The sequence below is a fragment of the Acinetobacter sp. HA genome (assembly GCF_000264725.1).
GTDB lineage: Bacteria > Pseudomonadota > Gammaproteobacteria > Pseudomonadales > Moraxellaceae > Acinetobacter > Acinetobacter schindleri.
This window is the reverse complement of the sequence record NZ_AJXD01000042.1, coordinates 1-15,660: the sequence shown is the minus strand read 5'-3', so window position 1 is coordinate 15,660 and position 15,660 is coordinate 1. Positions and strand designations below refer to the sequence as shown.

The window sequence follows — 15,660 nt, the reverse complement described above, 5'->3', positions numbered from 1 at the left end:
AAAAATCCAAATATTCAGCAATTGATTGTTTCGCTTGTTTAACCGTATCGTAAGCCTTCAAATAGACTTCCTCATGCTTCACGCTGCGCCATAAACGCTCAATCATCACATTATCCATCCATCGTCCTTTCCCATCCATACTGATACGGATATTTCGCAATTTTAACTCATTCAAAAATGCCTCGCTTGTGAATTGACTGCCTTGGTCTGTATTAAATACCTCTGGACAACCATATTTCACAATTGCTTCTTGCAACGCATCTATGCAAAAGTCTGTTTCCATACTGATCGATACTCGATGAGCCAGTACTTTACGACTATGCCAATCTATAATTGCACACAGATAGACAAAGCCTTTAGCCATAGGAATGTACGTGATATCTGTACACCAGACTTGATTAGAGTGATCGATGACCATGTTTTTCAACAGATATGGGAAAATACGGTGTGCAAGATTAGGCTTACTGGTATTGGGTTTTGGATACAAGGCATGTATTCCCATCAAGCGCATTAAACGTCGGACTTTACGCCGACCTATTTGATGTCCTTGACGCTGTAGCATATCTCGTATCATTCGACTGCCCATAAATGGGTAGTCGAGATGAATTTCATCGATTAGACGCATCCAACTCAAATCAGTTGATGAAATCTCTTTGGGCTTGTAATACAACGTACTGCGATTGATTTGAATCAATTGCGATTGTTGTCGTACCGAAAGTTGATGGGTCTTATCGATCATTTTTTGCCGCTCAGCTGCCCTATTTTTCTGAGCGCACCTTCTAAAAAATCAATTTGCAATGCCTGATGTCCTATCTTGGCATGTAGAGCTTTGAGGTCAATCTCTGGTTCTTGTTGTGCTGTTGGTCGTGAAAAAATATTGACTGATTGCTCAAGCAGTTGATTTTTCCAATCGATGATTTGGTTTGATGTAAATCGAATTGAGTAGAAAGTTCAGCGAGTGTGTGGTCGCCTTTAATTGCTGCGAGAGCAACTTTAACTTTAAACTCTGCTGAATGATTACGACGTTTTCTTCGTGTCATGGTTGACTCCAAAAACAAGCATTTCCCATGCTTATTGGGGAGTAGATTATCACTTATAGGCATGGTCTAAAAATCCTAGACCCACATCAATACAAACTTATTCAACCTTAAATTTTATGATAATTTTACTGGATATAAATTCAGTTCAAATAATAATTTAATTAACTTTATATTAAAATAATTAAATTATTATTCATTTTAAATATCAAAAATTTAATTACTCCCAATTCCTTAAGACCCATTAATACTTAAAAAACATTTTCACTTATTAATGAATCATATAAGCCACTATCTTCTATAGTTTGTTTTATCTTAATTTTATTTATTAACTTTCTATAATTCACCCTTAGATCTAATTATTCGCATTTCTACTTATCAAAGAAAATTAATAATCAACAAATAATCAATTATTTTAAAATCCAATAATATACATCTCTAAAAATAAAAATATAAAAACATCATTCAATTTGAGTGGTTTTTTCCTTTAAATCAAATGATCCGAGAAATTAGTTTTACGCTTTATAACGATCTTGTTTGCTTGAATCCAAGGTATGAACGAGTACAAAACACTGTTTTGTAAGAAGTGTAAGGAGGCAAAGCACTGCTTTGAATGAAGCACAAGAAGTGAAAGCACACTGTTTTCATCTATTTGAGGCATGAAGTTCAACTCAAATAAATCAGTTTTGTTTTTACAAGACATCAAAAAAGCCCCTGTTAAAAACAAGGGCTTTTAGACTTAGAAATTAGAACTTAGTTCTTTTCTTTATCTACAATCTTGTTCGCTTGAATCCAAGGCATCATCGCACGAAGTTTGTTACCCGTTACTTCGATACCGTGAGCAGCATTTTGACGACGACGTGCAGTCATAGATGGGTAGTTCAACGCACCTTCTTGGATGAACATCTTCGCATATTCACCTGATTGAATACGTTTAAGTGCATTGCGCATTGCTTCACGAGACTGTTCGTTAATAACTTCAGTACCAGTTACATATTCGCCGTATTCAGCGTTGTTAGATACTGAGTAGTTCATGTCCGCGATACCGCCTTCGAACATTAAGTCAACTATCAATTTAAGTTCGTGTAGACATTCGAAGTATGCCATTTCAGGCGCATAACCAGCTTCAACCAAAGTTTCGAAGCCCATTTTAACCAATTCAACAGCACCACCACAAAGAACTGCTTGCTCACCAAATAAGTCAGTTTCAGTTTCTTCACGGAAAGAAGTTTCGATAATACCTGTACGGCCACCACCAACACCTGATGCATAAGAAAGCGCAACGTTACGAGCGTTACCAGAAGCATCTTGATGAATAGCGATTAGGTCAGGAACACCTGAACCACGTTGATATTCAGAACGCACAGTGTGACCAGGCGCTTTAGGCGCAACCATGATTACGTCAAGATCAGCACGTGGAACAACCTGGTTGTAAAGAACAGAGAAACCGTGAGCAAATGCAAGAGTCGCGCCTTCTTTGATGTTTGGCTCGATTACGTCACGATAAAGTTGTGCTTGGAACTCGTCTGGAGTCAAGATCATCACTACGTCAGCTTGAGCAACAGCAGCAGGAACTTCAGCAACTTTAAGACCAGCGTTTTCAGCTTTTTTCCAAGAAGTAGAACCAGCGCGAAGACCTACAGTTACGTCTACACCAGAATCTTTAAGGTTAAGCGCGTGCGCGTGACCTTGTGAACCATAACCAATGATCGCTACTTTCTTAGATTGGATGATAGATAAGTCGCAGTCTTTATCGTAAAAAATTTGCATTGCTGTCTCCGCTTAATGCTTGTTTGTCTGTTTAACCAGGCAGTGAATCTTGTATTTACACTGCCTGATACCCCCTTCTTTTTAGGATGAGGAAATACTTTAAAATTAGATTGTCAGTACTTTTTCGCCGCGTGCGATACCCGAAACACCTGAACGAACCACTTCTAAAATGGTATGTTCTGCAAGTGCATCAATAAACGCATCCACCTTTTCAGTTGTACCTGCAATTTGAATGGTATAAGTCGTTGGTGTTACATCAACAATCTGACCACGGAAAATATCGGCAGTACGTTTGATTTCATCACGCGATGAACCGAGTGCTTTGACTTTAATGAGCATCAGTTCACGTTCAATATGCGCACCTTCTGACAGATCCACTACTTTTACCACTTCAACTAATTTATTCAGCTGTTTAGTAATTTGTTCGATCTTGTGATCATCGCCATAAGTGGTCAATGTCAAACGAGAAAGTGTTGGATCTTCAGTTGGCGCAACGTTTAATGTTTCGATGTTGTAGCCACGTTGTGAGAATAAACCCACTAAACGGGAAAGCGCGCCTGCTTCGTTTTCAACAAGTACAGAGATGATATGTCTCATGCTGTGCGCTCCCCTTTTGCCAACCACATATCCTGCATTGACTGACCTGCAATAAGCATCGGATAAACGTGCTCAGAGCGATCAACCATTACGTTAATAAATACGCACTTATCATTGATTGCCATCGCCTCTTCAAGCTTAGACTCAAGCTCATCTGCATGATCAATCTGAATACCAACATGACCATAAGCTTCCATCAATTTTGCAAAGTCCGGCAATGACTCTACATAAGAGCTAGAGTGACGACCTTCATAGTTCATATCCTGCCACTGTTTTACCATACCCAAGGCACGGTTGTTCAGGCACAGAATTTTCACGTTCAAGCCGTATTGCTTACAGGTTGAAAGCTCCTGGATACACATCTGGATCGATGCTTCACCAGTGATACACACCACTTGCTGATCCGGGAATGCAAGCTTAGCCGCCATTGCATATGGCAGACCTACGCCCATCGTTCCTAAACCACCTGAATTGATCCATTGACGTGGACGCTTGTAGCGGTAGTGCAATGCGCCGAACATCTGGTGCTGACCCACGTCAGAGGTGATGATCGCTTCGCCATTGGTCACTTTGTCGAGCGCACGAACTACTTGTTGAGGCTTCATCGAACCATCAGTCGGTAGATCAAACTTCAAGCAGTTCACTTGACGCCATTCATCAATTTGCTTCCACCATGCCGCAATCGCTTCAGGATTTGGCTTGGACACATTCATCTGTTTCAGCTGGTTCAGCATTTCGTTTAATACAGGTTCTACTGCACCCACGATTGGAATGTGCGCCATGATGGTTTTAGAAATCGTCGCTGGGTCAATATCAATGTGAATGACTTTGGCATTTGGACAGAATTTCGCAGGATTATTGGTTACACGGTCATCGAAACGCGCACCGATACACAGAATCACGTCTGCATTGTGCATGCTCATGTTGGCTTCATAAGTACCGTGCATACCGAGCATGCCCAGGAACTGTGGATCATCGCCCGGGAATGCACCAAGACCCATCAAGGTATTGGTTACTGGGAAGCCCAACAGATGTGCAAGTTCAGTCAATTGTGCTGAAGCATTGCCTTGAACCACACCACCGCCAGAATAAATCACCGGGCGTTTAGCATGAATCAGTTCGTCAATCGCTTTACGGATTTGACCTGAATGACCACGGTATGGTGGCTGATACGAACGCATCTTCACTTTTTCAGGATATTCGTAAGCAAATTTCTCTGCTGGATTGGTCGCATCTTTCGGAATATCAACAACGACTGGACCTGGACGACCAGAAGCAGCGATATAGAATGCTTTTTTGATAATTGCCGGAATTTCGCTGGCATGACGAACCTGGAAGCTGTGCTTCACAATCGGACGGGAAATACCGACCATGTCCGTTTCCTGGAACGCATCCTCACCAATTAAGTGACTTGCAACCTGACCAGACAGGATCACCATTGGAATGGAATCCATATAAGCTGTTGCAATTGGGGTTACGGTATTGGTTGCGCCTGGACCTGATGTCACAAGCACGACACCAGTTTTACCTGTTACGCGCGAGTATGCATCTGCCATATGGCCGGCAGCTTGTTCGTGACGTACGAGGTAATGATTAATTTTGTCTTGTTGAAATAGCGCGTCGTAGATATGTAGAACTGCGCCGCCTGGATATCCAAAAACATGTTCAACGCCTTCATCCGCTAATGCGCGAACGAGCATTTCACCACCAGATAAAAGTTCCAACGTGATTCACCCTAATATTATTCACTGCACAAATGGGAGGCATTTGCAGTGTTCATTCATTAACTGTCTGCACTGTTATAGCACATAAATTTCATAGTTTTCATAGCAATAGGGAAAAAAATCTGGTCTCTTTACTGTTCGAGCAATACAAGACCTAAAACATGTTGGGATAAACATATTTTGCTTAGCTTTGTTCAATTTCTCGGCTAGAGAAATCGCCCACTGCATGAAATGACACTTATTCGAAGGGTGATCGATCTAAGGCATATAAAACTATTGCAGCATTCTTGTGTTTTCATTCTCTAAAGTCAAGTTCAAAAAACACTCTGTTTCATCTAGCTTATAGGTTTTTTGCTGTTTTTCTAAACTTTTATTCAAGATATAGCTTTACGCACCTTCTTTATTCAACAAAAATATTTAATAAAATCATTATGATAAATATTTATTTCTATAAAATTTTAGTATGCCTTATATAAAAAAAATGAATGAATTTTTCTATTTTTTGATTTTAATGTTTATAAATAAATTTACTTATTGGTCTGTTTATATTTTCTTCAATTAGCTTTTTCTGCATTTATTACGAAAAGTCAATAAAAATACTCCTCTAATTATTTAAACTGACTACAATATGCACAACCTAAATGCTGAAACTGCAAAGGATCGATAACCATGAGACGTTCACTGTTTGCCATGTTAACAAACACCCTTCTACTCTGTTTTATGAGTGGAAACACCATGGCAAATCAATACTATAAATGGGTCGATGTCAAGGGAGTAACGCATTACACCAAAACACCACCGCCAAAAAATGCAAAAAAAGCAGGCAAAGTGGAAACTTATGGCTGGAAAAATTCAGCCCCAACCCCTCCTAGAAGTGCTGAACCTGCTGAACAAACTGAGCACGCATCTCAAGAACAGCTGCAACAATCGCCTCAAGCTCCAGCGAATCAAGATCAGCAGCAACGCGAAGCGAACGAAGCCTTGCAACAATCTAAAAAGCGTGCAGTCGCTTTATAAGGCATCCCTCTAATAGGACAGTCGTTTTTTCTTCGGGAAATGCGAGTGCAAAATTCACTATAAGTGCATTTTGCGCTATGCTGTGCCCTATATTTTTTTAACCGTTCTCTTGTATTACGTATATGACTACTCACATTGACTCAGAATACCAAGCCAGTGCGATTGAGCCTCAAGTCCAACAGGACTGGGAATCGCAGAAAGCCTTTAAAGTTGCCGACACTGTAGAAGGTCCACGTCGTTATATCCTCTCGATGTTCCCTTACCCTAGTGGCAAACTGCATATGGGTCATGTGCGTAACTATACGATTGGTGACGTGATCAGCCGTTTCCACCGTTTAAAAGGTGAAACTGTGCTTCAACCAATGGGGTGGGACGCTTTTGGCCTACCTGCGGAAAATGCAGCAATTGCGCATCAGGTTGCCCCTGCAAAATGGACGTTTGAAAACATTGATTACATGCGTAATCAGTTGAAAAAACTCGGTCTATCGATTGACTGGGATCGCGAATTCGCAACCTGCACACCTGAATACTATCGCTGGGAACAATGGTTATTCGTTCAGCTTTATAAAAAAGGCCTGATCTACCGTAAGCTTTCAACCGTGAACTGGGATCCAGTGGATCAAACAGTTCTTGCCAACGAACAAGTTGAAAATGGTCGCGGCTGGCGTTCAGGTGCATTGGTTGAAAAACGTGATATTCCAATGTACTACTTCCGCATCACTGACTATGCGCAAGAATTACTAGACGATTTAGATACGCTGAAAGATGGTTGGCCACAACAAGTGTTGACCATGCAACGTAACTGGATTGGTCGCTCACAGGGTATGGAAATCACCTTCCCTTCAGCAAATCCAGAAATCTATGCAGATGGTTTAACCGTATTTACCACACGTGCTGACACATTGATGGGTGTGACCTATGTTGCTGTTGCAGCAGAACATCCAATGGCGTTAAAAGCGGCTGAAAACAATCCTGAACTTGCTGCATTTATTGAAGAATGCCGTATGGGTTCTGTGGCAGAAGCGGATCTTGCCACTGCTGAGAAGAAAGGCATGGCAACAGGTTTGTCAGTTAAGCACCCTGTAACTGGTGAAGAAGTTCCAGTTTGGATTGCCAACTACGTATTGATGTCATATGGTTCAGGTGCGGTGATGGCAGTTCCATCACACGATGAACGTGACTTCGAATTTGCCAACAAATATGGCTTAAACATCAAGCAAGTGATTGATGCCAAAGGTGCTGATGATAGCGAGTTTGATGCGACTCAATGGCAAGAATGGTACGGCTCTAAAGAAGGTAAACTGGTTAATTCAGGTGAATTTGATGGTTTAGATTTCCAAGGCGCATTTGATGCCTTCTTGGCAAAACTTGAGCCACAAGGTCTTGCCAATGTAAAAGTTCAATTCCGTTTACGTGACTGGGGTGTCTCTCGTCAGCGTTATTGGGGTTGTCCAATTCCAATGATTAACTGTGACACTTGTGGTCAAGTGCCAGTGCCAGAAGAACAACTTCCTGTTGTGCTGCCAACTGATGTGGTGCCAGACGGTTCAGGTAATCCACTGAACAAAATGCCTGAATTCTACGAAACATCTTGCCCGAGCTGTGGTGGCGATGCTCGTCGTGAAACTGATACGCTAGATACATTTGTAGAATCTTCTTGGTACTATGCACGTTATGCATCTCCAGACTTTACAGATGGCATGGTGAAACCTGAAGCGGGTCAAACTTGGCTTCCTGTCAACCAATACATCGGTGGTGTTGAACATGCGATTCTGCATTTGCTTTATGCACGTTTCTTCCACAAATTGATGCGTGATGAAGGTGTGGTACAAGGCAACGAACCATTCACTAACCTTTTAACACAAGGTATGGTGCTTGCTGATACCTATTACCGTGAAGCAGAGTCAGGCAAGAAAACATGGTTTAACCCTGCGGACATCGAGCTTGAAAAAGACGAAAAAGGTCGTATCACTTCTGCGAAATACAAAGAAGATGGTCAAGACGTTGTCGTTGGTGGTCAAGAGAAGATGTCGAAGTCGAAAAACAACGGTATCGACCCGCAAGCGATTATTGACCAATACGGTGCAGATACTGCACGTGTATTCATGATGTTTGCTGCTCCACCAGATCAATCTTTAGAATGGTCTGATGCAGGTGTTGAAGGTGCAAACCGCTTCTTGAAACGTGTATGGCGTTTGGCAACGGGCTTCCTTGAACAAGGTAATACTGCTGCAACTATCGACAAAGCATCGCTTTCAACTGCTGCGCAAGACTTACGCCGTAAGACTCATGAAACCATCCAAAAAGTGGGTGATGACATCGAACGTCGTCATGCATTTAACACTGCGATTGCAGCAATGATGGAACTTCTGAACGCAAACAACAAGTTTGAAGCGAAAGATGACAATGACGTGGCGGTTGCACGTGAATCGATCATTACGCTTTTAACGTTGCTTGCACCATTTGCACCACACTTAAGCCAAACTCTATTGGCGCAGTTTGGTATTGAGTTAACTTCTGCTCAGTTCCCAAGCGTTGATGAGTCTGCATTAATCCGTAATACCCAAACCATCGTGGTTCAAGTGAACGGTAAACTTCGTGGCAAATTAGAAGTATCGGTAGACGCTTCTAAAGATGACATCTTGGCGCAAGCAAAAGCATTACCTGAAGTACAACAATTCTTGACGGGTCCGACCAAGAAAGAAATTGTGGTGCCGAATAAGTTAGTGAATTTGGTGGTTTAAATCCTGAGGAATTGTTTAAGCACTGCTTTAAACAATTCCGCAAGGGGGGATGTGGGCAATTAAATCTATTAACCTCATCCTCTTGCGGAATATATTTCTCATCCCGAAAAAGAAAGTTTTAAAAACCCCTCATCCTAGCCTTCTCCCAGAGGGAGAAGGGACTTTATAAAGGATTTCACAATTCCCAAACAAAGCCCGTTGCCAGTCAACGGGCTTTGCACATACAATCACGACATACTTTTTTCATTTCTTTTATCTAAAGAATAATACAGAGGACAACGCATGCATTTGGGCAAACGTTTAGCAGCAATTGTTTTAACTTGTGGTCTAAGTGCAGGTCTAGTCGGCTGTGGCTTCCATCTTAAAGGTAATAATCCAAGCTCAGTACCCGTGGCTTATTCAGTAATGAGTCTGGCTTTACCTACCAATACCGAGGAGCTTCAGGAAAAACTGGCAATTTATCTGGGTGCAGCCGGCGTACAATTGTCAAATTCACCAAATGCCTATGTATTGCGTGTACTGGACTATACTCCGCGTCGTTTGGAATTAAACGGTAAACTGGTAGAAACATTATTACGTCTCAATGTGACTTTCCGTATTGAAGATGCACAAGGTAATCCTGTGACTGAACCGCGTACGATCGTCGCGACCCGCACCTATCAATATGATATCGAGACAGTAAATACTGACGATCAGGAACAGGTTTTCCTGAAACAGGTTCTCATTGATGATGTAGCACAACAGATTGCGCGTCAGATATCATCAAATCGCCTACCATTGGCAAAACCTGAAACTCCTACTCAACCGGCACAATAAGACTGAACCATGAAACTTGATTACCTTCAGGCATTAAAACGTGTCTCCGATGCTCGCGGTGCCTGGGTGTTACATGGTCAGGAACCTCTGCTTGAGCAGAACCTGATGGATGCTTTTCGTGCCAGCTGGCAACAGCGGGAAGTTGAACGTCAGCGCTATGATGTCAGTTCGGTCAGTGACTGGAAAAATGTCTTTAATGCATTAAATAGTTTGTCTCTGTTTTCGACTCAATTAGCGGTTGAAGTACATGGTAACATCAAGCCGGACGCTAGTGGCATCAAGCTATTAAAAAGCTATTTGCAGCAAGACAGTGACAATTTATTGCTGATCATCATGCCTAAACAGGATAGTAGCAGCCTGAAATCCAGCTTTTTCCAGGTCATGGATGCCAATGGCGTCAATGTCTCTCTGACAGCCAATTATCCGCGCGACCGTCAGCAAATTTTGTCAGTTGAGGCAGAAAAGCTCGGCATTAAACTTGCCAATGATGCCTGGGCATGGCTGGAACAACACCATGAGCATAACCTGCTGGCAGCCAAAAATAGTCTGATGCGTGTCAGTGATACCTTTGCTGAGATCGATGTAATCCAGGTGGATCATCTGTATGCCTGCCTGCAAGATCAATCACGTTATAGTACCTATGACCTGAGTGATGCCTTGCTAAATGGCAATCTGGCACAATCGATTAAAATTTTTCAATATCTGATTGCTTCTGGTGAGCCATTAAGCTTAATTCTGTGGAGTATCAGCAAGGAAATGCGTTTGTTAATGCAGCTGTTTGAACAGCCACAAAATGCGCTACAGATCGGTATCTGGAAAACCAAAGTTAGCCTATATCAACAGGCTTTACGTCGACTTAGCCCACAAACCTTTTTAGCTTGGCCAGCCCTGTTATTAAGAATTGATGCTTCTATCAAAGGGTTGGGGCATGAAAACCCTGAACATCTGGTGCAGCAAGCCATTGCCAGCATGTGTGGCAAAACTTTATTTCATTAATAGCTTAATCATCAGATAAATAAAATAATAATCATTCTTATTTGTTAAAAAAATTCACGATTTATCCTTAATTCGCTTTTATAATCACTCACATATCTCTGACTTAAATCTGTTCACTATGCCAAAAATAAAACCGTCCAAACTGATCATGGCAGTAGTCATTGCCATTGCACTTATAGCCACTGGGTGGTATTTCCTCAAACCTGAAGAACAGCCAACACAATACATTACTGCTGAGGTGACTCAGGGAGATATTGAAAACTCGGTACTGGCAACAGGTGTACTGGAAGCCACCAAAATGGTCAGCGTCGGTGCGCAGGTTTCTGGTCAGGTGAAAAGAATGTATGTGCAACTGGGCGATCAGGTTAAACAGGGTCAGTTAATTGCTCAAATTGATTCTGTACGTCAGGAAAATGATTTAAAAACTGCTGAAGCCAGTATTAAAAACCAGATGGCACAACTTGCTGTGCGACAAGCAAATCTGGCCAAAGTTGAAGCGGAATATAACCGTCAGAAAGCCATGTATGCACAGGATGCGACTTCCCGTTCAGAGCTGGAATCAGCCTTGGCAAGTTATAAGACAGCACAAGCGGACATTACTGCAATTAATGCTCAGATTGAACAGTCACGTTTAACTTTAGCCACTGCAAAAGAAGATCTGGGCTATACCCAAATCGTGGCACCGATGGATGGTACCATTGTGGCGATTGTGACCGAAGAAGGCCAGACCGTAAACGCAAACCAGAGTGCACCGACCATTGTGAAGCTGGCAAAACTTGACACCATGACCATCAAAGCCGAAATTTCTGAAGCAGATGTCATGAAAGTTGAAGAAGGCCAAACGGTTTATTTCACCACCCTAGGCAACAGTGAAAAGAAAATCTATGCGAAACTACGTCAGGTAGAACCAGCACCGAATTCAATTAATACCGATACCAATACTTCAAGTTCATCTTCTAGTTCTGCAGTGTATTACAACGCCTTGTTCGATGTACCGAATGAAGATGGCAAACTGCGTATTGATATGACGGCGCAAGTCTATATTGTGCTGGATGAAGCACGAAATGTATTGACCATTCCAGCCGCTGCGATTCAAACCTCTAACCGTCCACAACGTCCAAATCGTGGTGAAGGCACTCAAGAAACACGTGGCGAGGTTCGTCCACGCAGCGAAGAGTCTGCTGCTCGTGATGAAAGCCGTGCTGACAATGCAAAAGGTGAACGCCCTGCCCGTCTGGAACTTTCTGATGTAGAACGTGCTCTGGTTGAACAAGGCAAAGCTCAACGTGCCATGGTTCGCGTATTACAAGCAGACGGTACTGCAAAACCAACACCTGTGCTGATCGGCTTGAATAACCGTGTGACAGCGCAAGTGATTAAAGGTTTGAAACGTGGTGATCAAGTGGTCATTGCCGATGGTTCAGACACTTCAAATGACGGTGCTAAACGAAGCGGTGGTGGTCGTAGTGGCGCCGGCCCAATGAGAATGTAAGCATGAATCAACAACAACAGCCTCTGTTAGAGGTCAAGAATCTGATTCGTGAATTCCCAGCGGGTGAAAGTACGGTTCAGATTCTCAAGGGTGTTAACCTCGAAATCTATCCCGGCGAGCTGGTTGCCATTGTTGGTCAGTCCGGTTCAGGTAAATCAACCTTAATGAACATTTTGGGTTGTCTGGATAAGCCCACTGCTGGCAGCTATAAAGTCAAAGGGCGTGAAACCCGTGAGCTGGAAGCGGACGAGCTGGCCCAGTTACGCCGTGAATACTTCGGCTTTATTTTCCAGCGTTATCATCTTCTTGGTGACTTGAATGCTGCAGGCAACGTTGAAGTGCCTGCCATTTACGCGGGTGCGGACTCAACTGAACGCCATGAGCGTGCTGTCAAATTGCTGACAGATTTGGGGCTAGGTGAAAAAACCGAAAACCGCCCAAGTCAGCTGTCTGGTGGTCAGCAGCAGCGTGTTTCAATTGCTCGGGCCTTAATGAATGGTGGTGACGTTATTCTTGCCGATGAACCAACAGGGGCATTGGACAAGAATAGCGGTATTGAGGTAATGCGCATTTTGCGCGAGCTGAATGCCAAAGGTCATACCATTATTCTGGTTACACATGATCATAATGTGGCCAAGAATGCGACCCGTATTATTGAGATTTCAGACGGTAATATTATTTCTGATCAGCAGAATGTACCTGAAGTCGATGATGGTTTTACAAAGCAAACGCTAGAACGCAGTGAACAGAAGAAAATCTCCAGCTGGCGTTCAGCGGTAGATCGTCTTGGTGAAGCATTCCGTATGGCGCTACTCGCCATGAATGCCCACCGCATGCGAACCTTTCTGACCATGCTTGGGATTATTATCGGGATTGCCTCCGTGGTTTCCGTGGTTGCGCTGGGTAACGGCTCGCAAAAACAGATTCTGGAAAATATTAGCAGTCTCGGGACCAACACCATTACTGTATTCCAGGGCCGCGGCTTCGGGGATAATTCACGGTCCTCGCAAGCCAAAACCCTGATTCCTGCGGATGCAGATGCTCTGGCAGAACAGCCGTATGTTGATGGTGTCAGTCCATCGGTCAACAGCAGTGTCACTGGACGGTATAAAGAGATTGAAGCTTCAACCACCGTCAACGGCGTCAGTGAAGACTTCTTCTATGTCAGAGGCATGACTTTTAAGTCCGGTCAGCCTTTTGATAAGGAAAGTGTGACTGAACAGGCTCAAGATGTGGTCATTGATACCAATACCCAAAACACTTTCTTCAAAGATGGTACCAATCCGGTTGGACAGGTGATTTTGCTGGGTAGTGTACCAACCCGAGTGATTGGAGTCATTGATGCGCAAAAAGGCATGATGGGCAACAATGATACGCTGAATGTATACCTGCCTTATTCAACTGTCATGAGCCGTATGCTGGGACAGTCAAATGTGCGTCAGATCATTGTACGTATTAAAGATGAGTACCCAAGTGCCGCGGCTGAAAATGCGATCCTGAACTTACTGGTACAGCGCCACGGTGCGCAGGATGTATTCACCCAGAATGCGGACAGTATTCGTGAAACCATTCAGCAGACAACCCAGACTATGACCTTGCTGATTTCTGCAATTGCAGTCATTTCTCTGGTCGTAGGTGGTATTGGCGTGATGAACATCATGCTGGTGTCAGTAACAGAACGTACCCAGGAGATTGGGGTACGTATGGCGGTCGGCGCCCGTCAAAGTGACATCCTGCAACAGTTCCTGATTGAAGCGGTACTGGTGTGTATCCTAGGCGGTATTTTGGGTGTGTTGCTATCCCTCGGTATTGGTCAACTCATTACCCATTTTGCTGGAGGTACTTTCCAGATGGCATATTCGACCACTTCAATTGTGGCAGCCTTTGTCTGCTCTAGCCTGATCGGTATTGTGTTCGGCTTTATCCCGGCGCGTAATGCAGCACGACTGAATCCTGTCGATGCCCTCTCTCGAGAATAAGGAATCTGATATGCAAATGAATTTAACCAAACTTGCCAGTGCCCTGCTCCTCGGGAGTTCACTGGTGGGATGCGCAGCTGTGGTAAAAACACCTTATGAACAGCCAAGCATAGCTGTGCCTGGCAGTTTTCAGAATAATACTGCGCTAAGTAAGCAGATTTATGATGATGTCCTGGCTGATCAGTGGTGGACCTTATTTAAAGATCCTCAACTGAATACGCTTGTCGAGGATGTATTATCACGCAATAGCAACCTTGCAGTAGCCGGGATTAACCTGCAACAGGCACGTATTCAGGCCAGACAAACGCAAAGCCAGCAAGGTGTACGCATTGGTGATGCACGTGTTTCAACTGGTCGTCAGTTTAGTCTGGATGGTGACGGGGACCGTTCTACTGGGATTTCACTAGGTTATCCTGGTCTTAGTTATGAGCTGGATCTATTTGGCAAGCTCGCCAATCAGACTGAAGCAGCCCGCTGGGAAGCTCGTGCTACTGAACAAGCCTTGCAGGCAACGGCGCAAAGCCTGATTGGAACGACTGCACAGCTTTACTGGCAATTGGCTTATTTAAATGAGCGCTATAATGTCGTACAGCAGAACCTGACAACGGCACAGAAAACTTATGACTTGGTACGGGTACAATATCGTGCTGGTGCCGTTTCTGGCTTAGACCTGACCCAGGCCGAGCAGGCGATCCAGAGCCAGCAAGCTACTTTAAGTCAGATCGAGCAACAACGCGTTGAAACACGTACCGCACTTGCAGTCCTCATGAATATGCCGGTGCAGCAGCTTTCTATTCAGGAACCACAACGTCTGCCGAATATCGCCTTGCCTGCGATTGCAGCGGGTTTGCCTGCAAGTCTGCTGTCACGTCGTCCAGACTTAAATGCTGCTGAATTGCGTTTACGTAAAGCGCTCGCCAATAAAGATGCTAACAAGGCCAGCTATTATCCATCAATTAGTCTGACCGGTAGCTTAAGTACGGGTATTGGTACCAGCACGTCTTTGTCAGATGCGCTAAAAAATCCGGTTGCAACATTGGGCGCAGGTCTCACCTTGCCCTTCCTGCAATGGAATGACATGAAGCGTGATCTACAAGTGAATGAACTGGAATATGAAAAAGCAATTCTGCAATATCGCCAAACCATTTATGAAGCTTTTGCCGATGTAGAAAATGCCCTGTCAAATCGTACTGAGCTGACGAAACAGGTCGAGCTACAGCGTCGCAATGTCGAGCTGGCAGAGAAAACAGAACGTTTGACTGAAGTACGTTATCGTAATGGTGCAGTTGCCTTGAAGAACTTACTTGATGCGCAGGAAACCACACGTAATGCGCGCCTCAGTCTGGTACAAACGCGTCAAAATCAATACAACGCTTATGTCACTTTGCTGCAGGCGCTGGGTGGTAGTCCAATCAAGCAATTACCATAATATCTTCAAATAAAAAAACCGCTGCCGAGGCAGCGGTTTTTTATTACCTAGTCTATTTT

10 protein-coding genes and 1 pseudogene are annotated in these 15,660 nt (G+C 43.6%); 7 read left to right on the top strand and 4 right to left on the bottom strand.

Annotation, left to right across the window (positions count from 1 at the left end; all coding sequences use genetic code 11):
• The 4 genes and pseudogenes from HADU_RS15300 to HADU_RS08820 all read right to left on the bottom strand — a co-directional run.
• Window positions 1-1,040, bottom strand: a pseudogene (locus HADU_RS15300) (IS3-like element ISAcsp5 family transposase); the annotation flags it as partial.
• Window positions 1,041-1,790: 750 nt separating this feature from the next.
• The gene (ilvC, locus tag HADU_RS08830) at window positions 1,791-2,807 is read right to left on the bottom strand and encodes a ketol-acid reductoisomerase (protein WP_004813124.1); all 1,017 of its coding nucleotides are present in this window, start codon (window positions 2,805-2,807) and stop codon (window positions 1,791-1,793) included.
• Window positions 2,808-2,912: 105 nt separating this feature from the next.
• A complete protein-coding gene (gene ilvN, locus HADU_RS08825) occupies window positions 2,913-3,404 on the bottom strand; it encodes an acetolactate synthase small subunit (protein WP_004813125.1) in 492 nt (163 codons plus the stop codon).
• The gene (locus HADU_RS08820; protein WP_004813127.1) at window positions 3,401-5,128 is read right to left on the bottom strand and encodes an acetolactate synthase 3 large subunit; all 1,728 of its coding nucleotides are present in this window, start codon (window positions 5,126-5,128) and stop codon (window positions 3,401-3,403) included. Before HADU_RS08820 ends, ilvN begins: the two co-directional genes overlap by 4 nt.
• 690 nt (window positions 5,129-5,818) lie before the next feature.
• Between HADU_RS08820 and HADU_RS08815 the strand changes: the two genes are divergently transcribed.
• From HADU_RS08815 to HADU_RS08785, 7 genes are all read left to right on the top strand, one after another.
• On the top strand, window positions 5,819-6,145 hold the full coding sequence (locus tag HADU_RS08815; RefSeq protein WP_227499349.1) for a DUF4124 domain-containing protein: 327 nt from the start codon (window positions 5,819-5,821) through the stop codon (window positions 6,143-6,145).
• A gap of 122 nt (window positions 6,146-6,267) precedes the next feature.
• Window positions 6,268-8,889, top strand: coding sequence for a leucine--tRNA ligase (gene leuS, locus HADU_RS08810; RefSeq protein WP_008305466.1), 2,622 nt, complete (start codon window positions 6,268-6,270; stop codon window positions 8,887-8,889).
• 282 nt (window positions 8,890-9,171) lie between these two features.
• A complete protein-coding gene (locus tag HADU_RS08805; RefSeq protein WP_008305464.1) occupies window positions 9,172-9,705 on the top strand; it encodes an LPS assembly lipoprotein LptE in 534 nt (177 codons plus the stop codon).
• Window positions 9,706-9,714: 9 nt separating this feature from the next.
• A complete protein-coding gene (holA, locus tag HADU_RS08800) occupies window positions 9,715-10,701 on the top strand; it encodes a DNA polymerase III subunit delta (protein ID WP_004813133.1) in 987 nt (328 codons plus the stop codon).
• 118 nt (window positions 10,702-10,819) lie between these two features.
• Complete coding sequence (locus HADU_RS08795; protein WP_008305463.1) at window positions 10,820-12,193, top strand: efflux RND transporter periplasmic adaptor subunit; 1,374 nt, start codon at window positions 10,820-10,822, stop codon at window positions 12,191-12,193.
• Between the two features lie 2 nt (window positions 12,194-12,195).
• The gene (locus HADU_RS08790; protein ID WP_004813135.1) at window positions 12,196-14,172 is read left to right on the top strand and encodes a MacB family efflux pump subunit; all 1,977 of its coding nucleotides are present in this window, start codon (window positions 12,196-12,198) and stop codon (window positions 14,170-14,172) included.
• 10 nt (window positions 14,173-14,182) lie between these two features.
• Window positions 14,183-15,601 (top strand): efflux transporter outer membrane subunit, encoded by a 1,419-nt coding sequence (locus HADU_RS08785; RefSeq protein ID WP_008305462.1) that lies wholly within the window; start codon window positions 14,183-14,185, stop codon window positions 15,599-15,601.
• Window positions 15,602-15,660: the final 59 nt, after the last annotated feature.